Raw genomic sequence first — 23694 nt, 5'->3', positions numbered from 1 at the left:
ACTTCTGATGCTTTAAGCAGAGCCTTTGAGGCTGCTACGGCCTCTGACTTGTATAGATGGCCATACGTCTGGTCGAGCATCTGTCTGCTAGTCGCTGTCAACTCAGTCGCCATCATCAGTGGTACGCCTTGCTTAAGGATCCTTAGAGATGCAAATAAAGCAAAAATACCTGAGTATTTTCCCTCACAAGTAACTCCTGCCTGTTCACAGGAACGGAAGTAAAGTGGTCTCAAATGGTGGCAAGGATGATGATTTCCATTAGCAAGCCATCAAGCTGCTCAAGTCTTGTTTTCAGAGATAGGCGTAGAAGCCAATATTTAGAAGATAAGCAGCGCTCTCAAGAATCTAAAGCGGATCTCTTGACTGCTTTTGGCTACTCGTCTAACGAGTATGGTTGCAAATGAGAAATTACCTTAGCCGTACAGATGCTTTAGCACTCATTGAAGCCCAAGGGAATGATGTAATAATTCCAGAAGGGTATACAGCGATTGAGAGCGATGCATTTTTGAATACTCAACTGACGAGTGTTGTCATTCCAGATAGCGTTACATACATAGGACGACATGCATTTAAGGACACTCAACTGACGAGTGTTGTCATTCCAGATAGCGTTACTTCTGTTGGTGATGGGGCATTTCAGGAGACTCAACTAACGAGTGTTGTCATTCCAGATAGCGTTACCTCTATTGGCGATTATGCTTTTTACAAAACTCAACTATCAAGTATTGAAATCCCAAATAGTGTTACGTCGATTGGCGATAGGGCATTTGCAAATATTGGAAATACTTACGGCTTCAGATACATGGGACAACATCCATTTCAGGAGACTCAATTAACGAGTGTTGTAATTCCAGATAGCGTTACTTCTATTGGTTATGGGGCATTTCAGGAGACTCAACTAACGAGTGTTGTAATTCCAGATAGCGTTACTTCTATTGGTGATAAAGCATTTGAGGAGACTCAATTAACGAGTGTTGTAATTCCAGATAGCGTTACTTCTATTGGTGATGAGGCATTTAGGAATACTCAACTAACGAGTGTTGTCATTCCAGATAGCGTTACTTCGATTGGTGATAAAGCATTTAGGGGGACTCAATTAACGAGTGTTGTCATTCCATATAGCGTTACTTCGATTGGTGATTATGCATTTTGGAGTACACAACTAACGAATGTTGTATTAAGTGATGGAATTAAATCGATTGGTAATAATGCCTTTCGCTCCACTCAACTAACGAGTATTGAGATCCCAAATAGCGTTACAGAGATTGGTGATTATGCATTTGCAAATACTAAACTGACGAGTATTGAGATCCCAAATAGCGTTACTTCTATTGGTGATGGGGCATTTCAGAAGACTCAACTAACGAGTGTTGTCATTCCAGATAGCGTTACTTCGATTGGTGATGGGGCATTTCAGGAGACTCAACTAACGAGTGTTGTCATTCCAGAAAATACAGAAATTCAGGAAAACACTTTTGATCCATATGTTTCGGTCGAACAAATACATGAAGGCCTTTATCGATCAGACGCAAGAGACCTCATCGCTACACAAGGGCCAGATTTAATAATTCCTGAACACTATAGATGGATTGGCAATGAAGCCTTTCAGAGCACTCAACTAAAGAGTGTTGTAATTCCAGATAGCATTACTTCGATTGGTGATGCAGCATTTGTGGCCACTCAACTAACGGGTGTTGAGATACCAAATAGTGTTACCTCGATTGGTGATTATGCATTTTCAAATGCTCAACTGACGAGTATTGAGATACCAAATAGTGTTACTTCGATTGGTAAGATGACCTTTCAGGGGAATCACTTTCTTACGGAGGTTGAGATCCCAAATAGTGTTACAGAGATTGGTGATCATGCATTTTGGAATACTAAACTGACGAGTATTGAGATCCCAAATAGCGTTACTTCGATTGGTGATGAGGCATTTAGGAATACTCAACTAACGAGTGTTGTAATTCCAGATAGCGTTACCTCGATTGGCAGTAATGCATTTGGCGACAAGCTGCAGAGTGTTGTATTAAGTGATGGAATTAAATCGATTGGCGATGAGGCATTTATGTATAGTCAACTGACGAGTGTTGAGATCCCAAATAGCGTTACAGAGATTGGCAATAATGCCTTTCGTTCCACTCAACTAACGAGTATTGAGATCCCAAATAGCGTTACAGAGATTGGTGATTATGCATTTTCAAATACTCAACTGAAGAGTGTTGTCATTCCAGATAGCGTTACTTCGATTGGTGATGGGGCATTTGCAGGTACTAAACTAACGAGTATTGAGATCCCAAATAGCGTTACAGAGATTGGTGATTATGCATTTTCAAATACTCAACTGACGGAGGTTGAGATACCAAATAGCGTTACAGAGATTGGTTATGGGGCATTTTGGAATACTGAACTGACGAGAATTTTAGTTCCGGAAGGTGCTGAGGTGAATGGCGAAGCATTTAAGTCAACTGTTTCAGTCACAATAACTGACAATAAAGTGATTGATGGTACAGATGGCAATGACGTGATTGATGGGGGAGATGGCAATGACTCGATTAGTGGTGGAGTTGGCGTTGACTTTATTCAAGGGGGAGATGGCAATGATGTAATTGATGGTGGAGATGATAATGACACTATTTTGGGAGAGTTAGGCAATGACGTGATTGATGGGGGAGATGGCAATGACGTGGTTGATGGGGGAGATGGTCATGACGTGATTCATGGGGGAGATGGTCATGACATGGTTGATGGGGGAGATGGTTATGACGTGATTGATGGGGGAGATGGTCATGACGTGATCGATGGGGGAGATGGTCATGACACGATTAGTGGTGGCATTGGTAATGACACAATTAGTGCTGGCATTGGTAATGACAATATTGATGGCGGAGAAGGTTCCGATGATTATGTATTTTTCAGTGGAACTAGAGGTGAATATAATTTAAGTTTTGACGGAAGCAGTGAAACATTTAGCGTTGCTGACAATACCACGAGCAGAGATGGTACTGATCAACTGCGAAACATAGAAGCGATTAGATTCTCGAGTGATGGCCATTATTTCTTTCCTACAGATATAACGCTTTCTGCTACAAGCTTTGATGAAAACCTAGCTGCTGGAACTGCGATTGCATCGCTATCTGCAACTGATCCTGATTCACCGAATGGTCATATTTTCGCATTAATATCAGGAACAGGTAGCGAAGACAATTCATTCTTTAGCGTCACTGGAGATCAGCTAGTCATTAATCAGTCTGCTGACTTTGAAACAAAAACCGGCTATTCAGTAAAGCTACAAGCCAGTGATTCAGACGGCTTGGCAAGAGCCAAGTCATTCGACCTACGGGTCAATGATCTCGATGATCAAAAGACATATAGCCTCACAACTTCCGCCAATCAAGTCAACGAAGGCCAGGTTCTAACAACAAATGTCAGTACAGGATTGGTAGAACCAGGCACTGAGCTTCATTGGACCATCTCCGGCGATGGAATTAATCAAGCAGATTTTAAACTTGGAGAATTATCTGGTTCAGGGCAAACCGATGCTGATGGCAAGTTTTCCTTCTCCCATACGCTCAGGAATGATCAAACCAAAGAAGGCCCAGAGAATTTAGAGATCAAGCTGTTCTCTGATGATTTACGCAGCGATCAAGTTGGCAATACAGCCTCTGTAGAAATCAAAGATACTTCAAGATCAAGGGAATACGTCAGTCGTGGTGACTCGGCTTATGTGATTGTTGATGGGCCAACTTGGGAAGAAGCAGAAGCTAACGCGACGAAGTTGGGAGGGCATCTGGCTACACCTAACAATCAATTAGAGAATCAATTTCTTATTGATACTTATAAAAATAAACTATCAGTTCCAGATCCTAACTGGGGGAATGCGCCACGTTCTGGAGCATGGATTGGTCTTAGCAGTGATAAAAAAGGGGAATTAAATTGGTCTTCAGGTGAACAGCTAGATTCAACATATGACGCGCCTTATGGCGCTGGTCAATCTCAAGCTCATCAAGAATATTTAAAGGTTGGTACTAGAGGTGGATTTTATTTATTGATGTCAGACCCCTCAGGCCATGCCGAGAGGCATGGTGGATTAAATGGATGGTGGCAGGAACCTGTTAATCATATTGAATTTTATGGACTACAGGATACTGATTTTTATGGGAATACCTCGGGCATTGCCGAAATATCCCTAGCCAGAAACAATCCTGATATTGCCAATCAATGGACCCCTAATCCACCAGCCACAGCAGATAGCGATCTGGAACTGAGCTATAGCCTCCATTCAACCAATGGCACTGACACGCAAACTGATCTCAAGCAACTTGCTGTTCTTGGTGATTCGGTTGATTGGCAAGACACCTATCGCCTAGACATCACAGCCAAGAGCCTGGCCGCTGGATACAACCTAGAAACAGCCGATATCACGATCAACTTTGATCCCTATCTCTTTAATGAGATCAAAGCCTCTGATATCACCATTGGCGGGCAGCTACCCATCGCCAATGCGGTACGCATCGATAATGATGTGGGAAAAATCCGTATTGCAGCAGCAAGTCTTGGAGATCTAGATCCAGGAGATCTCTACGGAAACCATCTAGCCGATGCCGGATCGCGTATTGGCGGGGATGGTGGTGTTGTGGCATCGATTGAACTGGATTTCAATGAATTCCGCCTCGATACGCTCACCCAAAACTCCAATGGCAAGATCCTTGATCCCAGCACACCACTGTTCTTTGGCTTGAGTGCCAATCAAGATGAAACTGTCTTCTCGAAAGCTTTAAACGATGGCAGCGGTTTTGTGAATCGCGATATTAAGAGCCTGCGGGATCTCGGTGGTGATTTAGCTGTAGAAGGAACCAAAGTCACCCTGTATGAGGCAACAATCAATCTAGAAGAACAAGGCGATGGCTTGATCTTAAGTAGTGATCTTGATATTGGATCTTATAATTCAAAACAAACAAATTTGGTACGATCAGGTGACACGATTACAGCCACAAGCGAATGGACAAACGTCGGTAATATCAAAGCCACAGATATAGCGATTACGGGAGTTGCCAATGACAATGCAAGTTTAACGAGCTCTGGTTTCTATATCAGTTCACCTGACGACAGTCAAACATCAACAAACCTCGAGAGTGGCAGCTTTGTTGATGGCGCATTTGTACAAGCAGGTCAAGAAACAGCGCAACTGGTTGCCGATATCGAGATCACAGGTGCTGCAGGCAATGTTGTGGATCTAAGCCAAGGCATCCTCAGCCTTCAAGCAACAGGCTCAGACGTCTTTGAAAATCAAAAGGGCTCCAAAAACCTAATCACCTTCCAAGGCGATCTCAATTACGACGGCCGCGTTTCAATGAAAGATCTGGCCTATCTCAATGCTGGTGCTGCAAGACAACAACAAGCCAGTGAGGATCCCGATGCAGTGGATGCCAATAATGATGGCTTTGTTGATGCCAGTGTGGCGCGAGGAGTGGATGCCAACTTTGATGGCCAGATCTCGATGGCAGATTTAGCTGTCTTGGATGCCGATTGGGGCCAAAGCCTGCATCAAGCAGCGAATGGAACAGAATCAAGCTTTACCGGTTCTGATCAAATCTCCTGGGATCAACTCGATAGTCAGGGCCTAACAGGCGAAGCGACCTGGGATAACCAAGCCTTTAAAGATCAAAACGCTGTAGAAGCTGGCAATGACTTTGTTGAATCACTCGAATCACCAGCGGCTGTGGGTGTGATCGGCGCTGATGGCAATGAAACAGCCAATGACGGCGGCATTGCTGGCGACTACTTCCAAGATCCGCTGACCGGTTAAAGCAGCACAAGTGAGCTCAATACCAAAACAACGCAAAACAACAAAAGAACTCCATAGAGCTCAAGTGCTCTATGGCCCTATTGGTCTGCAGGTAGCTGTCGCTGGCTGAAAATCGTTGTCTGCAACTTTTTGATTGAAGTCGGTTCTGTAAAAAATTGCCTGCACTTAGTCGTGATCTGTTCATCCCTATGGAAAAAGAACTGCTCTAACCCAAGAGCTCTCAGTTGCACATCGGCATCCCATTTACAGAGGCCAGACCCCGTGGAAGATGGGGAGGGGGCCTTTCTACGTACCAACTCAGAGTACCCACCCAAAAATTTGCGTCAGTGACCCACTGGGTTTTGCCCCTGTCTATTCGGGCTCATAACCCGAAGGTCGGGAGTTCAAATCTCCCCCCCGCCACCACTTAAGAACCCCTGCTCCGGCGGGGGTTTTTTAGTTTCTGACTGAGATCTCGGCCTGCAACACTCGTCTGGAAAACGACGAATCTTGACGAGTGCAGTCGACGCAAAACGAGCCGATTGGTAGTTTGTTGTTAACTCTGTTGTTAACTCCATGTCTAGCAGCAGGCTTTTCAGCTCGTCGGGCTAGAAACCCGACGAGCTGACTAACTCAGAGATGGCTGCTGTATTAGTAGCAAGATCTATCACGCAGAAAGCGAGATAAAGCTTGCAGTTTCATTTAACTTGAAACACTAATATCATAAGATATATCTTACACTATGCCCGACTCTTCTTGCAAACAAGAAAGAGCAGAAACTAACCAATTAAACATTTAAATCCATGCTCGATATAAAGAAATACTATAGACTGCGAGGCTTGATAATACCTTGCCTTTAGAAATCAGGTCAGAATGAAGTCATAAAATAATTCATACAAAAATCATACGCTGCTAGTTTAGCTAGATTTAATTTACATATAGGTCGTTCTAGGTAAATACAACGAAAAGGACTAGTCACCATAAATCACCTAAACAGACCCAGATGGCCTAGATGCGGCGTTGACCACCTTGCCGATTTTCATTGTTGTTACCTATGTTGTTAACCTGAGAATCACAGCCCAGCCATACCAGGCGATTACAGCATTTACCGTCGAGCTCATAACCCGAAGGTCGGGAGTTTAAATCTCTCCAGATCGTTAATGCTTACTTAGAATTTACTGATAGAGTTATTGGTAGTATTAGGGGAATACAATAGTTAATTATATATGCGTTATAAGATGGAATTCATTTATACCTTAGACGGTTGCCTTCGTAATTATTCTGAAGTTTTGATAGTCGTGCTACAAGTTTGTAATAACGCTTGGCAGCAGCTGCGTTTACTGGGTCTACGAGGTCAAGTCTGACTTCTGAAAGATAATCTAAAAAATGGTTTGGCAAGCAACAAGCTGATCCATTCCATGCATGGAAGTCAGCATGGACATTGCCTTCAACAATTAATATATTGTCATGAAGATCTGCTAAATCTGGTCGTGTTAATTTATCAAAGAGATGATGCCCATCCAAGGGCAGATTGTTGCTTCTAGTCATTCGTCTCCCGGTAACTTGACATCTAAAATGTGCAGCCTTTTTAGCTCCCTTAACAGCCCTTTCAATTCTATTTGGCGCTGCCTGAATTCTATTTATTTCTGTTTTAAAGCAATCATCAACGACCTCCCCAACAGCTTCAACCCAAGCCTTACGTGACTTAGTCAGTGAGGAGTTCTGGCCCATATCAATAGCAATACTTGCCAATCCCTTTTGACTCCATAGCCTCTGATTCGTTTCTGTGAGAACAAAATGTTTGTCTATTTCAAGACCTTCTTGGCCTATAAGCGAGCCTGCACCGAACAAGCGCCGCTTGGAATTGTTAAAGCCTTTCCCATTAGTCTGAAGAATGCTAATCGTTGTTTTTTTGTCAACAAAGGCCAGTTGCCCTCTGATTTCAATAGTGCTATCTGACTCAATGAATTCCTGCGTAATCCTTCTAGAAACAAGCATCTGTTTTCTTCTTCTGCGTCTATGTGTAAGCGCTTCCATTACGACAGCTAGAAAACCAGTTTTGTCCTTCTCATAGAAACGAGCCAAGGCTTCTACTCCTTCTTCTGTAAATCGCCTTTGACGCAGACTAGGTTCACCACTTCTTGTAGCGAATACAAAATGCTCGCCTTCTTCAAGTTCCCATTCATCATCATCATATTTATCGAAGTAGCTCACTGTCCTATAGAGTGAACTTGTACTACGGCCAAGGATTTTGGCAGTTTCTCGATCAGTTAATAAGTCTCTCATGGATTTATTTGGTTAATTACTATTACATTAAGGCCAAGACAGAATCTTTCATTTTCTGCAAACGCTCAAAGACGCTTGGATTACCACCCACATCAGGATGATGAATCTTAGCCAATTTTCTAAAAGAAGTGTTCACATCATCTCTTGATGCCGTTGCACTGTCTAGGCCAAATACATGCCAGGGACGGAAGTTTTCTAGTACATCGATGCCGTTTATACACGTAGGGCCTGTTCTGGCTCGTTCTTCTTCTGGTACTGCCACCCATCTTCTGTAGAGCTTCATCCAATCATCTTTACTTTTCAACGAAATAGTCTCACCAGTCATTGACATGTTGAATGTCTTATTCTTTCTTAGTTGAGTAACAGTAGAACAACCAAACATTGCCAGAACGGCCTTCTTCGCTGTGGTCATCGTCATAGGTTTGGGCTTTTTGGCCTTGGGTTCAGTAAAAGGTGCGCCGTTGATTTTCTCGGCAAATTTAAGCAGCATCTCATTGGTAATAGCTGCCTCGGATGTGAGTTCATGTACTAAACCTATGACTTCGGGCTTAGTAAGTCGTTTACGCCTTGTAGCCATAACGATTAGCCTGTTACTACTGATAGTAGGCACCTTAGTAGGCACGGATGTTGTTTGATTGCGGGAAATTAAGAAGTGGCCATCTTTTTCCTGGAAAAGTGATCACCTATTGCTCATCAGTTCTATGAGGCTTTCTTCAGATATAACCAGTCAGTGGTTTGTACCCAGCAAGGCTGGAGAAGAGCTCTTTCACTGGCCAGATGGGAAGGGGGCCTTTCTACTGCCCCGGTTAGGTGCCCCGGTCATTTTTTTGCGTCAGTGAGTGACAGGGTTCTGGGGTGATCTCGTCGCCCTCATAACCCGAAGGCCGGGAGTTCAAATCTCCCCCCCGCCACCACTTAAGAACCCCTGCTCCGGCGGGGGTTTTTTAGTGTCTGACTGCGGTCTCGGCCTAGAACACTCGCCTGGAAAACGACGGATTTCGACGAGCGCAGTCGACGCAAAACGAGCCGATTGGTAGTTTGTTGTTCACTTTGTTGTTCACTTTCATGCCTCGCGGCAGGCATTTCAGCTCGTCGGGCTAGAAACCCGACGAGCTGACCAACTCGGGGACTGGTGCTGCCCTGGTAGCAAGATCTATCACACAGAAAGCGAGATAAAGCTTGCAGTTTTATTTACATTGAAAACCTAAATTCATAAGACATGTCTTAAACAATGCAAGACTGTTCTTGCAGATCAGAAAGAGCAGAAACCGGCTAACTATAGATTTCGACTCTGCCTAAGCATGAATCAATACTATAGAGTGCGAGGCTTTAATAATGCTTTGTCTTTAGATATCAGGTCACAACAAAGTGATAAAATAATTCATGCTAAAATTATAAATTTGGCTAAGTTCGTTTTACATATAGCTCGTTCTAGCTAAATACAACGAAAAGGACTAATCGCCACAAATCACCTAAATAGGCCAAGATGGCCTAGATACAGCGTTGACCACCTCGCCGAGCCTCATTGTTGTTAACTCTGTTGTTAACTTGAGAAACGTGGCCCAGTCATACCAGACGATTACAGCATTTTCCGTCGAGCTCATAACCCGAAGGTCGGGAGTTCAAATCTCCCCCCCGCCACCAAATAAGACCCCTGTCCGGCAGGGGTTTTTTAATGTCTGCGACTGGGATCTGGGGAATCTAAAGAGAATAATTTCGCGCTTTACAAGGAGTCATAATTGCCCTTAAAAACCCTAGTAAGCACAATTCATATCCCCAGTGGTGGGGATGTAAAAAAGGCCTTTTCATGGAATCCTGAGCACACAGAAGAGCACTGATAGGAGATCCTGATGCCCAAAGGAAGCACCAAATTCGAGTCAGTTTGGGACAGATGCTCAACCGCGCATGGAAGAGGGCTCGAACTAAAGGAAGGATTCCTCAGATCGTTAAGCAAAGCATGAGTATTTACCTAGAACAAAACAACTTTCTAAACGCATATTATTTACCTCCACTTATAAGAAAAAGCTCAATGATTGGCATTTACCTCATCCTCATACTGGGCCTTTAAGAGCTTCGGCATAAAAACAAAAACCACTCATCAATCTCACAGCAAGACTAAGTAGAATTGCTTAAATCGCTTGGCAGCAAAAGCTTTCAAGACCTCAAGAGACGGATGCAAGGCAAAACCTTAAGGTAAAATAAAGACATAGACTTGGGCTGCGACTGGCCCAAGCCCAAGCTCCTTCCCCTGGTTGAGGAGGTCTTCATGGTCGCCTCCAATCCCAATCAAAAAGACCTGAACCTAGACGGGCAACAAGCTGCTGGCGATGTCACCAAAGCCTGGACCCAACAATTTGGTTCAAATGCCTGGGATGAAGCCCGTGCCCTAACAACAGACAGCGATGGCTCCATCTACATCGCTGGCATCACAGGAGGCGATCTTAATGAGCAAAGCAATAATGGATTTTATGATGCCTTTCTAAGTAAATATGACGCCGATGGAATAAAAAGTTGGACAAAACTATTGGGTACAAGTGTGTGGGATGAAGCCACAAGCCTAACAACAGGCAGCGACGGCTCCATCTATATCGCTGGGATAACAAATGGTGACCTTGATGGACTAAACAATAGAGCTGATTCTGATGGCTTTCTAAGCAAATATGATCCTGATGGTAATAAAGATTGGACCCAGCTTTTGGGAGGAACTAGCCAGGTTGGGCCTACTGCGCTTACAACGGGCAGCGACGGCTCCATCTATATCGCTGGCTGGACAGATGGTAGCCTTGATGGACAGAGAAATAGCGGTGGTCATGATGCCTTTTTAACTAAATATGATGCTGAGGGAACTAAGAAATGGACACAGTTATTAGGTACTACTTCAAATGAATATGCCCGTGCCCTAACAACAGGCAGCGATGGATCAATCTATATCGCTGGTTCTACAAATGGCGACCTTGATGGCAAAACGAATAGTGGTAATAGTGATGCCTTCCTCATTAAATATAATAATGATGGCACGAAGGATTGGACCCAGTTATTAGGTTCAACTGCATCTGACTATGGCAATGCTCTAACAACAGGCAGCGACGGCTCGATCTATATCGCTGGTCGTACAAAAGGCGACCTTGATGGCAAAACGAATAGTGGTAACGATGATGCCTTTTTAACGAAATATAATGCGGATGGCACCAAGGATTGGACCCAGCTATTAGGTACAACTGAAGGGGAATATGCCCATGCCCTCACAACAGGCAAAGATGGCTCCATCTATATCGCTGGCCACACAGAGGGTGGCCTTGAAGGACAGAGCCATAACGGAAAATCTGATTCCTTCTTAAGTAAATATGACGCAAATGGCAATCAAGAATGGACCCAACAATTTGGTTCAAATGCCTGGGATGAAGCCCGTGCCCTAACAACAGACAGCGATGGCTCCATCTATATCGCTGGTTATACAGAGGGTGAGCTTGATGGGCAGAGCAATAGTGGTGGTTTTGATGCATTCCTAACAAAGTTTATTGACCACAGCATCAGTATTAATGATGAATCAAATGAGCCCAATATCATCAAACTAGGTGATGGTGATGTTTTTCTTAGAGGCCAAAGTCTCTATAAAATCGTAGATGGACCCTCATGGACTCAGGCAGAAGCTAATGCTGTCAAACTCGGTGGAAACCTGGTTACCATAAATGATCAGGAAGAAAATGATCTTGTACTTGATCAATTACGAAATTATGTTGACTCTGACAATCGAGGAGGATATTGGATTGGTTACTATAGCCCTGATCTAACTGGTGATTTTGTTTGGAGCAGTGGTGAAGTAAGTCAATACGAAAATTGGTGGCCAGGTCAAGGAGAAGTTACAGATTACACGAGTACTGGCCTTGCTGAGGGTCCATATGTTCATGTCATAGGACCAAATGGCGATGATGTTGGTATTGGTGAGAACCATGACGGTGGGAAATGGAATGATTTTCCTGATAATCCAGCTCAAGATATAAGTTGGGGTTCGCAATATGAAATGAATATTGGTGTAGCCGAAATCCCAATCATCCGCCGTAATGATTCTGCCTATGCGATCGTCGAAGGACCTACCTGGGAAGAAGCAGAAGCTAATGCACAGAAACTAGGAGGCAATCTAGTTTCTATTAATGAGGCGGCAGAAAATGAATGGTTAGTCAGTAGATTTAAAGATAAAGACCTAACTTACTTTCCTGCGGGTTCTATTGATGAGGATATCTATTGGATGGGGCTTACGCTCGAGGATGGTAACTGGAATTGGTCTAGTGGAGATAATATATCATTTATCAACTGGGGCAATAAGGCTCCATTTGGGAATGGTGATAAAGGTCAGATCATCTTAGAGGCAGACCCCAATGTATCTAATGTTTGGACAGATACAGCAGGTAAATGGAATGATCAATATAGTTCCAATGCAATATCTGGGGGATATGGGCATTACGGAATTGCAGAGATCAACTTTCCCATCTATTCGATCACTACATCAACTGAGTCATTAGAAGAAGGCGAGACCCTAAACACCACAGTAAGCACGACAAACATTAATCTCGGCACTGAACTTCATTGGTCCATCTCCGGCGATGGTATTAATGAATCAGATTTTAAACTTGGAGAATTATCTGGTTCAGGGCAAACCGATGCTGATGGCAAATTCTCTTTCTCCCATACGATCAGAAATGATCAAACAAAAGAAGGCCCAGAGAATTTAGAGATTAAGCTGTTCACTGATGCTTTACGCACCAAGCAAGTTGGCAATACAGCCTCTGTAGAAATCAAAGATACTTCAATGTCAACTAACTATGTACGCCGTGGTGATTCGGCCTATGTAATTGTTGATGGGCCTAGGTGGACAGAAGCAGAAGCAGAAGCTCAGAAGATAGGAGGCCACTTAACATCGATAGAAAGTATTGAAGAAAATAGTTTCATTCTTAACAGCTTTAAAGAATATATTGATACGGAGAACAGAGCTGGGTTGTGGATCGGATTAAATTCAGACAACCCAAGTAGAGAGTGGCAATGGAGCAGTGGAGAAGATGTTACATTTACCAATTGGTTTACTGATCGCCCTCATTCTGATACATACAAAGATAAGGCCCCTGATTACTATGAAGTCTGGTATCCAGAGCAATATGTACACATGCATGGTCATAATGCAAGCCAAACAATATTTGGGAATGAACAGGCAGGAACATGGAATGATCTCACTGACCTTTTTGATTCATGGTATGGGGTAGACCCAGAGATGAATATAGGTATTGCTGAAATACCGCTAGCCAGAAGTAATCAAAATATTGCCAATCAATGGGCTCCTAATCCACAAGCCACAGCAGATAGCGACCTTGAACTTGGCTATAGCCTTCACTCAATCAATGGCACTGATACTCAAACTGATCTCAAGCAACTGGCAGTGCTTGGTGATTCGGTTGATTGGCAAGACACCTATCGCCTGGACATCACAGCAAAGAGCCTTGCAGAAGGCTATGACTTAGAAACAGCTGATATCACGATCAACTTTGATCCCTATCTCTTTAATGAGATCAAAGCCTCTGATATCACCATTGGCGGGCAGCTACCCATCGCCAATGCGGTACGCATCGATAATGATGTGGGAAAAATCCGTATTGCAGCAGCAAGTCTTGGAGATCTAGATCCAGGAGATCTCTACGGAAACCATCTAGCCGATGCCGGATCGCGTATTGGCGGGGATGGTGGTGTTGTGGCATCGATTGAACTGGATTTCAATGAATTCCGCCTCGATACGCTCACCCAAAACTCCAATGGCAAGATCCTTGATCCCAGCACACCACTGTTCTTTGGCTTGAGTGCCAATCAAGATGAAACTGTCTTCTCGAAAGCTTTAAACGATGGCAGCGGTTTTGTGAATCGCGATATTAAGAGCCTGCGGGATCTCGGTGGTGATTTAGCTGTAGAAGGAACCAAAGTCACCCTGTATGAGGCAACAATCAATCTAGAAGAACAAGGCGATGGCTTGATCTTAAGTAGTGATCTTGATATTGGATCTTATAATTCAAAACAAACAAATTTGGTACGATCAGGTGACACGATTACAGCCACAAGCGAATGGACAAACGTCGGTAATATCAAAGCCACAGATATAGCGATTACGGGAGTTGCCAATGACAATGCAAGTTTAACGAGCTCTGGTTTCTATATCAGTTCACCTGACGACAGTCAAACATCAACAAACCTCGAGAGTGGCAGCTTTGTTGATGGCGCATTTGTACAAGCAGGTCAAGAAACAGCGCAACTGGTTGCCGATATCGAGATCACAGGTGCTGCAGGCAATGTTGTGGATCTAAGCCAAGGCATCCTCAGCCTTCAAGCAACAGGCTCAGACGTCTTTGAAAATCAAAAGGGCTCCAAAAACCTAATCACCTTCCAAGGCGATCTCAATTACGACGGCCGCGTTTCAATGAAAGATCTGGCCTATCTCAATGCTGGTGCTGCAAGACAACAACAAGCCAGTGAGGATCCCGATGCAGTGGATGCCAATAATGATGGCTTTGTTGATGCCAGTGTGGCGCGAGGAGTGGATGCCAACTTTGATGGCCAGATCTCGATGGCAGATTTAGCTGTCTTGGATGCCGATTGGGGCCAAAGCCTGCATCAAGCAGCGAATGGAACAGAATCAAGCTTTACCGGTTCTGATCAAATCTCCTGGGATCAACTCGATAGTCAGGGCCTAACAGGCGAAGCGACCTGGGATAACCAAGCCTTTAAAGATCAAAACGCTGTAGAAGCTGGCAATGACTTTGTTGAATCACTCGAATCACCAGCGGCTGTGGGTGTGATCGGCGCTGATGGCAATGAAACAGCCAATGACGGCGGCATTGCTGGCGACTACTTCCAAGATCCGCTGACCGGTTAAAGCAGCACAAGTGAGCTCAATACCAAAACAACGCAAAACAACAAAAGAACTCCATAGAGCTCAAGTGCTCTATGGCCCTATTGGTCTGCAGGTAGCTGTCGCTGGCTGAAAATCGTTGTCTGCAACTTTTTGATTGAAGTCGGTTCTGTAAAAAATTGCCTGCACTTAGTCGTGATCTGTTCATCCCTATGGAAAAAGAACTGCTCTAACCCAAGAGCTCTCAGTTGCACATCGGCATCCCATTTACAGAGGCCAGACCCCGTGGAAGATGGGGAGGGGGCCTTTCTACGTACCAACTCAGAGTACCCACCCAAAAATTTGCGTCAGTGACCCACTGGGTTTTGCCCCTGTCTATTCGGGCTCATAACCCGAAGGTCGGGAGTTCAAATCTCCCCCCCGCCACCAAATCAAACACCAGACAGGGCCTCAAAAAGGCCCTTTTTTATTCTCCTGGAATGGGAAGATCTAAAACTTACAGGATTCAGGAATCTGTCGCTAATCGCACAGGATGCCCCTAGTGATCTTGGTAGGTCTGGTGGTTGCAACATCAAGACCAATCAATCCCCGCTTCACCTAGGCGAGGACAGACAGCCATAAAAAGGTTCACTTACGACAACCTTTATGAGGGCCTCCAGACATTTGCCACGAGCAACATCATTTCGTGATCGTTGTCACAACATAGCCCAAAAAAGTTTGGCTGAATAGGGTCAACCAAAGGAGAGTTATGAGCGTTGAGATGGGATCGGCGACCTGCCTGCATCTGATCGAATCCAAGAGCCACATCGAAGCGGCAATGGTTGGTGTTGCTCACCTAGAAGACGCTGAGTCTCTAAAGCATCAATTGCGTTGCATCCATCGACAGCTGGAAGCCATGCACGAGATGGAAATACACGCTGCCAGTAGGCGGGCCGTGGTTGATGTGCTGAAGCCCAGCTCCGTACGCTGACAACACGCATACCCCAGCATCGAGATTCGCGAATCAGCACCTATCTTCTAAAGAAAAACCCAGACTCATACGTCTTCCCTGGTGAATCACCATCTTGTTTTTTTGTCCAGCGATACCAAGTGGGCTTTTGATTGATTTTTTCTTTGATTCTTTTTCTTATTAGCGCAATGTCTTTTGCTTTAGGCTCCCAGTCTTTATAAAAGTCAATTGGCCACTGATCTTTTTTGAATTGACGTTCTGGATCTGGCCGCATGCCTCTGCTTTTCATTTCGTTTATCAGGTCTAAATATCTTTTATGCAAATACTTACCTTTGTTATAGAAGAACTTGACGTGTCCAATATTTAAGGTGAATTCAGTGGGTAGCTGTTCTTTGGTTTTCTCCCAGTTTTTCGACTTGATTGAGCGTTGGAGTGCAGAGCCAACCATAAAAATTTCTCTATATTCCGCAACTAAATGTTGATCAGATAATTCACTTGGTTTGACCAAATTGATTCTTGTCATACAAAAGATCTTATTTGAAAAGTGTTCAGTTATTCGAGCTCTCTGAAACTTTGGCCTTAGACGCATCGATGCTTGTCTTGCTGGTGGTATCAGTCGACTCAGACGTCTTCTCTGGTGAAACACCGTCATGCTTGAGAGAGTGATCTCCAGAACACCCCATCGCGTGAACGGGATTGCACAGCAATAGAGCGACAAACACGGTAGATAGAGGATGGATCATTCTGTTGATTGTCAGTACCTCTTTTCTACTCAATCAATGACCGAACTGACTAAGAGCCCTCCAAGGGACTGTTGATTTCCATCGATCGACCATTGATCACTTCAATATGGCGATCCAGCTAACTGCAACGTAAAACATCATTGAACTAAGGAGCCAAAAACCTTCAGGGTCAGATAGCTAGTGCGCCTGGCCAAATAGTTCAGCTTCCTCATGCACCAAAACAAGAGGCATGATTACTGAAATACGTTGAACAGTGAATGAAGGTCCAACGCTGCACCTCCTTCTCAGCATCACTGCTGGTGATCGCCGCACTGATGCCCTGGCCGACTGCTGCGCAGATCGCCAATACCCCGCGCCCAGATGCCAGCGGTGATTTCGTTAGCTCCCATTTGCAGGGCACCCGTCAGAAATATCACCAGTTGCTGTGGCTTGTAATCGCCAATGATCCTGACGGTCTCAACTGCCGATTGGCAGCCGATAACGAAGATGCACCTGTGAGCCTCGCATACGGAACCATTCTCGAGTCTTTTGTCACGAATCCAGCCGGTGATGCGATCGTGATTCACAGCGGAAAGCCCTGGTTGAATACAACAGTGAAGGACAGTCACATGGGTCGTCGTCAGATGGCATCACCGATCACGGTGCACGACAGACGGCCACCTTCACAGCGCAGCAAGCCTCTCACCTGCGTTGTGCGGGCCAATGCGGCATTCATTGCGCCGATCAACATGAGTTCCTTCCGCGAACAGCAAGAACGAGGTAATTCCTTCATCGCTGTGCCGCGATAAGTCCATTCCAGCAACTTTTGGTTCGATAAAAAAACGTTCCGCCAATGAACGACAACGACACCCAACTACTACCAGGTCGAAGCAGATGTACAGAACCAGTCAGGTGAGAGAGTTAAAAACTTAAGGCAGTAAATCACTTGGATCTGGGCCAATATCTTCGAACTCACAACTCAAAGGTCGGGAGTTCAAACCTCCACCCCGCTACCACCACTTAAAAGTGGGGGAGGAGGTTGATGTTGACCTGCAAATGAGATCGGAAATTAACAGGAGAGGATAAACTTGCTGGGTTTGCTGTATTTGCACTAACTTTTTAGCCTTAGTTGCAACACGGTCTTTATTTGCGCTGAAGCCTAAAAAGGGCCTCAAATGTTCCACGGTGTTGGAGTTCATCAGCGCACCCACTTGAAGTGGAGACCGCAGGCGAAACGGAAGGAAGCGATCAACAACAGGTTCGATCACTTCGGATCAAAAGAATGGCCACTCGAAATGCCAGAACGTCCTGATGGCGTTCAGGCAAACAGAAAAACTGAGCCACTCAAGAAGCTGATGGTCTGGTCGAGCACTTCCGTCTTCTGCATGACTTTCGTCTGATGAAAGGTGAAATCACCCAATCCAGCCATCCAGGTGGGAGGCAGCATTGGAACGCACCAAACTGCGAGCAGCCGGCAAAGCCGGTTCAAGGCACTTACTAGAAAAAGGCGGTAACGCACGACTGCGCAGCCAGGTTCCCCAGCGGAATTCGTGATATGGGATCAATGGTTCAGGGCGTATCAGCCCTTCACTTTTGAGCTTCCAAGCAAGGCTTCGGTAAGGGTCGTCCTCAAGCTTTAACAAGCTCTTAGGTAAACCCTGCGGCAAAAGGGGGCCATGGCCACGTCCGTTGTAGAGATACAACCAACCACGCTCGGCCAAAAGCTGAAGGCTCTCTAAATCATCCTCGGTAGGACAATTTTCGATCAGATATCCAAAGGTGGTGGCGTCTTGGTCAAGATCCAATAGTGCTCGTAGGCGGTGATGACGATCAATCATCCACAGTGAACCTGAACCGTTACCTACAAGGGGAACGGGCTTACCCTTCAAATATTTTTTTTGATCATTAGTGCTTTTTCCACGGAAATCGAGCTGACGACTCTTCACTTCCGCTAAGCCCACGCACCACTGGGTAGGCTGGAGTTGAGCCACGGAAACCTCAAAAAGCTCAAAGCCTTCATCAGCACCGGGGATCCGCTTATAGCTGGGCAGGTGAGAGGACAAACACCTATGGCAGGTGCCATCATCCTGACAAAGCCCCAAAAGATGCCTCTGGACTTACTCAGCTAGGCAGGCAAGAACCTCTCAGAGTGAGGTAAAGAGATGAAAGTGACATAAGTTTCTTGTGTAGGCACAAATGATTAGAACCGGTTTGTGGAATGATGCTTTGTACGGATTCATTGCCAATCCACTGCTACCTGATCAATGCTTGTCTTCGCCTCTAATCGTAGGAATCTTATTTATTTTTAGCGATGAAATTGAGCGTGTACAATAGAGATCCAGAATATTAATAATGGGTAAAAAGTTCTTTCAGTTAAAAAAGCCACTATCCACAGAGAAGCCTAATTGTCAATTTTAAGATCAAGCCTAGAGCTCTAATGATTTTGCAAGAAGTCGAGCTTGTTTGACAAATTCAGCAATCTGGGTTGAATCAACTGCTACTCGCTGCCCATTACTGACTGCACGGTAATGATCGGCAACGTCCCAAGCAGTGGTGTGAAGATCAAGCTGGAAGCGTGGGATCAGATGCAAATGCAAATGATGAGCTCCCCAAAAGCAATGGTATAAACCCTGTCGCACTTGGTAAGCCGTTGGACTAGCCCACTACCAATTTGCATTGCCTTACCCCAAGATGCTGCTTCATCGGGTTGGAAATCAATAGGTCCTGCCAAGTGACGACGTGAATCGAGCAGCAGCCAACCAAGCAAAGGAGCTGGTGCTGGATGATGGCGAAAAACCCAATGAGTTGTGCGAACAATTTCATAGTTAAATTGATCACTAGCGCTGCGATGGTGTTCACAGACTCCACAATTTTGCATAAGTAGAATCAAATACTATGTTTTAAATAAAACAAGTTCAAATCGAAGGCGGATGAGATCAAACAAAGCATGGTTACAGTTGTTTATGCACTAAAGAAATTCCCAGCAGAGTTAGACCTCCTGATAGTTCCTCAGCAATAGATCAGCATCTTTGTGGATCACATCTACAACATAACCATTATGAACTGAACCATGGGCGTGATCACATCGGATGAGCTTAGTGATGAAGGTAGGGGGGGAGAACTACCTGATCAAAGTCTGAGGGCATATGACTCTTGACTACAGCGCTGAGATCCACGCAAACAAACAAGTCAGTAGAAAGCTGCCTTGCATCGATTAGGCCTGTGATTGGTCGCTAGATCAATGGGGTGAGAGCATACTTAGCCAGTCGAAAGGAGATTTCTAAGGCAGTGATTTGGATTGGCAAGGTCGCAGGAGGCTCTCGTCGCTGGCCAAAGATCGCTTAAACAACGTTATAGAGTTGATCTCAGCTGAACAAAGTTGTGCGGGGGGTGATGAAGTTAGAGCCCTGGATGAGCAGCGATTGCCCAAACCAAAGGAGCAGCACCGGCAACGATTGCGCTCAGAAGTTGGGCAATGATAACAACGACCTGCTTAGAAGTCATAACAGAGGCCTGGGGGTTCTGGGCAAATCCGGTTCACTGGGATCCGGGCACTCGCAGGTCTCGACTTCACCGCATCCAGAGCAATAAATCTCTGCGAAGATCTCCTCACTGTTGCTCGTTTCGATTTCTTCAATATTGGTGTTGCCTATTGGTGGCGCAAAATCGAAGCCACTAAGCAACTCCCGAATAAGCAAACGAAGTTCTTCAGGGTCATCAGTAGTGTCAACCCGAGCTTGCGCTCCTTCTACTGCTAGAAGCCTCATTGCTGGAAGTTGCTCAGATCCTTCTGAGATTGGGATCCCCATTGCCTGAGGTTGAACTGGTAATCATTACTAGTGATACAGACCTGAACAAGAACTTGTGTGGACTGTGAGCATCTGAACACTAGACACTCCCGCTTGAAGACTTGATTAAGCTAAATCGCGGAGATGGGTCGCTATCAAGAAAAATTGGCTGAGCTACAATAAGAAGATCGTTAGAACATGCCTAGGAGAACGAAAAACTGAAATTTTAGATTCGATTATATTAAATATAGGCAAAAGATTATAGGCATAAAAAATTCAATCCAAAAGTTTAATTTCGCATTAGCCCAAACGCCTCAACTATGACTGAGGACCAATAAAAAATCACTAATTCAACAGCATCGTCAGTCACCAATGGATAAACCTTGCTGCCTAGAGGGAAAAGCAATTAGATGTCGAAGGATATTGTTGGTTTGGGCACACAAAATCAACAACTCAATGTGCTATGGACAAGGGTTTGACAGTGTAGGCTATAATGCGTAGATACTGTAACAATTGCCCCCTCCATGAGGGGGGTTGCATTTATCCATGGAATGAATCATGACTGTAACCAAGTCCGGTCCAGCCAATAAAAACAGCATACGCAAAGTCCAGCTGATACCCAAAAGCTCGCATTCAGAGCAGGTGAGACTTGTGAATACAAGCCTTCCGGGCATAAAAGTAATCTCAAGGAAGGATCTATGGAACGACTTTAGGAATCGATTAAAAATAAACAATTATGAGATTGGATTACTGGCAAACGATCTAAATAAACTTGCTCAAAGAATTCAACCATTGATTATCAATGTCATTGATACTGTAGAGGGCGTTATTAGAAGTTTCAGGAAAGCGCTTCATATGGATTCAAATTAGCAAAAGATTTTCTTGTTACCAAGAACATAAGAACTCTAATAGTTCAATATGCCGCATCATTTCATTAGGCAAATGGCAAATTTAATACTAACAACAGATTATCAACAGGGGTTCCATTAAAGGAAATCAAATGGATAGAGTATGCTAATACGATAAATAGATTGATCCTAGTCGTTGCCACTGAAGTATAAAGGTAATATCCTCTATGATCCAGTAAAGTTAATCACATTAATCCATTCACAAGGCCAACTAAGTTAATTCGTCTTGACCTCAAGTTAATTTTTAAAGGGGATTAATCAGCATAAGCAACAACCCTCTGGAACTAGAGTCTTCAGGAGGTGAGAAGGTGCAACCAACGGAAATCAAGTACTAGTCATCAGTAGATGCAGCTTATACGATGAAATAATATCTGGAGAAAGATCTTTCATTTCTAATGCGCGTATGATCCTCCCAAAAACGTAAGCTTGTCAACTTCTAACCATTTCGAAGTTTTGCAGGCAAATTCATGACTGAAAGCACATTTAAAGCAAATGCTAGAAGGATAACCATGGGTAAACTGGGAAACAAGAACGGATTGACATCATGAATAGGAAGAAACGAATGATAGATGTGCACATGAACTAGAAGCATAGGGATTATGCTAGTAAAGACTTAAAAGAAAAGAAAGGAAATAATATTATTCATCACACAAGCATTTAATCAGTCAAGATAGAAATAAACATGCAAATCGAGCAGAAATAAGGCCAGCTAACAGCACCGTTTAGCAGCTCTAATCAGGTATAAAGCCAAGACAGAAAGTATTCGCTGGGCAATACGGTATAATAATAGGAATTTGATTTTAATGATGGGTAAGACCAAGCAACATAAAAAACTCGTAAGGTTGGCTGAAAAAGCCGAGCTATGCGCGACACGAGAAGAAGCTCAAAAGCTCATACGCAAAGCTGAAAAGGCGCACGCAAAGCTGGAATCTTAGAAGCTGTTTGCTCTTGAGCTCTAGAAGAGTTGCCAGTATTAAGGCAAATATCTCTAGTCAACAACCTGAATTTAAATGGATTACCTGAGACTACGTAACGAAGCAATTTGATACCGGCGACAAAGAGTTCTCGACTAGGAAATTAATTTGAGAATGAAGCACAAGCAAACCATTGCACTGCTGAGACAATAAAATCAAGTTGATTCAGGGAGTCGGTCGGTGAATGGTAAGGTTAATCCTGGCATCGGTATCAAGTATGACTCTGGGGAATGTCTTTTCAAGGTACATTTTCAAAACTATCGCGTCTGGGGGGATAAGTGCTATCACTAGCCTTGAATGTTGCTAGATATAGCAAAGAAACTATCAATGAAATTGCTACAGCTGTTGCAATGAAATAAGCGAGCATCTGCATCAGATCAACGAATCTAGGTACTGGGACGCTACATCCAAGCAACCGCGAGAATCTTCATTCCGTTGTCTTTCTCATTGATATTAGACATTTGATCCTCCAAAAGTAGATTTCGAACCACTATGATTATCAACGAGAGGCCACGAATGGCGCGAAAACCAGCAAAAGGCAGTTCGTAACAATATATACACAGTAAAACATTAGAGCATGAGCTCGTCTTTTCGAAATCAATTATGGAAATGAAAATCGAGTAACCAGAATGAGATGTAAAAGCAGAAAATAGAGAACATTATCTAGAAATCAAAAAGAAAGGGTAATCCACCTCTTTGTAAAGAGCGTATAGAATAGGAAAATATCTTAACTACAACCTTACAAGGAGTATCATAGATCTAAATATTCAGTTTTGAACGAAAGAAACGCGTTAATGAACAGCTCTGTTCTTATAGACAGTAGATACTGTCTTAGCAGTAGCATGTATTACTTGTATTTCAATCACAACAAGAGTATATAATATACAACTGAGAGAATGTGAATTAACAACAATAATGGTAAATCATTAAACAGTAGAAAAGCCAAAACCACTCAATTTTAAGATAAATAAAAAGGATTTGAATATTTTTGGAGAAAACAGTTAAGGCTTATTCTTCTTGTAAAGCAAAGCATAACTTATAGATAAATTTGATTGCTTACAAGGGATTTGTTCGCTAATTATCGGCTATCCATTAGAATACCATGCAATTGAGCCAACAGGGATAATATCCCGTACATCTCGAGATTTTTAAAAGATTAATATTATTTCTTAGGTGCATTTATATGCTCTAAAAGATTATTTCAGCAATATAGAGGCAAAACTAAAGAGCTACAACATTATCGTCTACACTAGTGACACAGGCTAACCCCATCGGCTCAAAACAATCCAAGCTTAACAAGCATACAACCAAGCACCCAGAATTTCTAGCTCAATCCTATGACAACTATTCACATTCTCGACAATTTAGAGCCTTTTCTTAACTCTGTTGGGCG

The 23694-nt window shown here is 43.9% G+C and carries 12 protein-coding genes; 5 read left to right on the top strand and 7 right to left on the bottom strand.

Features of this window, described 5'->3' with window-relative positions:
* Positions 1–400: 400 nt before the first annotated feature.
* Complete coding sequence (locus tag SIB41_RS04605; RefSeq protein WP_413360823.1) at positions 401–5809, top strand: leucine-rich repeat protein; 5409 nt, start codon at positions 401–403, stop codon at positions 5807–5809.
* Between the two features lie 383 nt (positions 5810–6192).
* Here SIB41_RS04605 and SIB41_RS04600 read toward each other — a convergent pair whose 3' ends face one another.
* The 4 genes from SIB41_RS04600 to SIB41_RS04585 all read right to left on the bottom strand — a co-directional run bounded on the left by SIB41_RS04600 (position 6193) and on the right by SIB41_RS04585 (position 9157).
* Complete coding sequence (locus SIB41_RS04600; RefSeq protein ID WP_413360821.1) at positions 6193–6366, bottom strand: hypothetical protein; 174 nt, start codon at positions 6364–6366, stop codon at positions 6193–6195.
* A 667-nt stretch (positions 6367–7033) separates the two neighbouring features.
* Positions 7034–8074, bottom strand: a complete 1041-nt coding sequence (locus SIB41_RS04595; RefSeq protein WP_413360818.1) for a hypothetical protein — start codon at positions 8072–8074, stop codon at positions 7034–7036.
* A gap of 22 nt (positions 8075–8096) precedes the next feature.
* On the bottom strand, positions 8097–8651 hold the full coding sequence (locus SIB41_RS04590) for a J domain-containing protein (protein ID WP_413360815.1): 555 nt from the start codon (positions 8649–8651) through the stop codon (positions 8097–8099).
* A gap of 338 nt (positions 8652–8989) precedes the next feature.
* Complete coding sequence (locus SIB41_RS04585) at positions 8990–9157, bottom strand: hypothetical protein (RefSeq protein WP_413360812.1); 168 nt, start codon at positions 9155–9157, stop codon at positions 8990–8992.
* Positions 9158–10340: 1183 nt separating this feature from the next.
* Here SIB41_RS04585 and SIB41_RS04580 point away from each other — a divergent pair.
* Both SIB41_RS04580 and SIB41_RS04575 read left to right on the top strand, forming a co-directional pair.
* Complete coding sequence (locus SIB41_RS04580) at positions 10341–14984, top strand: SBBP repeat-containing protein (protein WP_413360809.1); 4644 nt, start codon at positions 10341–10343, stop codon at positions 14982–14984.
* 736 nt (positions 14985–15720) lie between these two features.
* Positions 15721–15930 carry a hypothetical protein gene (locus tag SIB41_RS04575; protein WP_413360806.1) on the top strand — a complete coding sequence of 70 codons (210 nt, stop codon included), beginning with the start codon at positions 15721–15723 and terminating at the stop codon, positions 15928–15930.
* Between the two features lie 40 nt (positions 15931–15970).
* Here SIB41_RS04575 and SIB41_RS04570 read toward each other — a convergent pair whose 3' ends face one another.
* Positions 15971–16432 carry a pyrimidine dimer DNA glycosylase/endonuclease V gene (locus SIB41_RS04570; protein WP_413360803.1) on the bottom strand — a complete coding sequence of 154 codons (462 nt, stop codon included), beginning with the start codon at positions 16430–16432 and terminating at the stop codon, positions 15971–15973.
* A 477-nt stretch (positions 16433–16909) separates the two neighbouring features.
* On the opposite strand from SIB41_RS04570, the gene SIB41_RS04565 reads away from it, so the two are divergent.
* Both SIB41_RS04565 and SIB41_RS04560 read left to right on the top strand, forming a co-directional pair.
* Entirely contained in the window at positions 16910–17440 is a 531-nt protein-coding gene (locus SIB41_RS04565; RefSeq protein ID WP_413360801.1) for a hypothetical protein, read from the top strand.
* Between the two features lie 366 nt (positions 17441–17806).
* On the top strand, positions 17807–18031 hold the full coding sequence (locus SIB41_RS04560; protein ID WP_413360798.1) for a hypothetical protein: 225 nt from the start codon (positions 17807–17809) through the stop codon (positions 18029–18031).
* Positions 18032–18043: 12 nt separating this feature from the next.
* Here SIB41_RS04560 and SIB41_RS04555 read toward each other — a convergent pair whose 3' ends face one another.
* Together SIB41_RS04555 and SIB41_RS04550 are read right to left on the bottom strand one after the other, a co-directional pair.
* Positions 18044–18694 (bottom strand): ParB-like protein, encoded by a 651-nt coding sequence (locus tag SIB41_RS04555; RefSeq protein ID WP_413360796.1) that lies wholly within the window; start codon positions 18692–18694, stop codon positions 18044–18046.
* A 1437-nt stretch (positions 18695–20131) separates the two neighbouring features.
* Entirely contained in the window at positions 20132–20440 is a 309-nt protein-coding gene (locus SIB41_RS04550) for a histidine kinase (protein WP_413360794.1), read from the bottom strand.
* Positions 20441–23694 lie beyond the last annotated feature (3254 nt).

Source organism: Prochlorococcus sp. MIT 1201 (assembly GCF_047303415.1).
Classification (GTDB): Bacteria; Cyanobacteriota; Cyanobacteriia; order PCC-6307; family Cyanobiaceae; genus Prochlorococcus; species Prochlorococcus marinus_D.
The sequence above is the reverse complement of the archived record's forward strand: the minus strand, read 5'-3'. Positions and strand labels throughout refer to the sequence as shown.

Coding starts and splice junctions, on each gene's coding strand:
- SIB41_RS04605 (WP_413360823.1), top strand. CDS start 401: ATGAGAAATTACCTTAGCCGTACAGATGCTTTAGCACTCATTGAAGCC.
- SIB41_RS04600 (WP_413360821.1), bottom strand. CDS start 6,366: ATGGAGTTAACAACAGAGTTAACAACAAACTACCAATCGGCTCGTTTT.
- SIB41_RS04595 (WP_413360818.1), bottom strand. CDS start 8,074: ATGAGAGACTTATTAACTGATCGAGAAACTGCCAAAATCCTTGGCCGT.
- SIB41_RS04590 (WP_413360815.1), bottom strand. CDS start 8,651: ATGGCTACAAGGCGTAAACGACTTACTAAGCCCGAAGTCATAGGTTTA.
- SIB41_RS04585 (WP_413360812.1), bottom strand. CDS start 9,157: ATGCCTGCCGCGAGGCATGAAAGTGAACAACAAAGTGAACAACAAACT.
- SIB41_RS04580 (WP_413360809.1), top strand. CDS start 10,341: ATGGTCGCCTCCAATCCCAATCAAAAAGACCTGAACCTAGACGGGCAA.
- SIB41_RS04575 (WP_413360806.1), top strand. CDS start 15,721: ATGGGATCGGCGACCTGCCTGCATCTGATCGAATCCAAGAGCCACATC.
- SIB41_RS04570 (WP_413360803.1), bottom strand. CDS start 16,432: ATGACAAGAATCAATTTGGTCAAACCAAGTGAATTATCTGATCAACAT.
- SIB41_RS04565 (WP_413360801.1), top strand. CDS start 16,910: ATGAAGGTCCAACGCTGCACCTCCTTCTCAGCATCACTGCTGGTGATC.
- SIB41_RS04560 (WP_413360798.1), top strand. CDS start 17,807: ATGTTCCACGGTGTTGGAGTTCATCAGCGCACCCACTTGAAGTGGAGA.
- SIB41_RS04550 (WP_413360794.1), bottom strand. CDS start 20,440: ATGGGGATCCCAATCTCAGAAGGATCTGAGCAACTTCCAGCAATGAGG.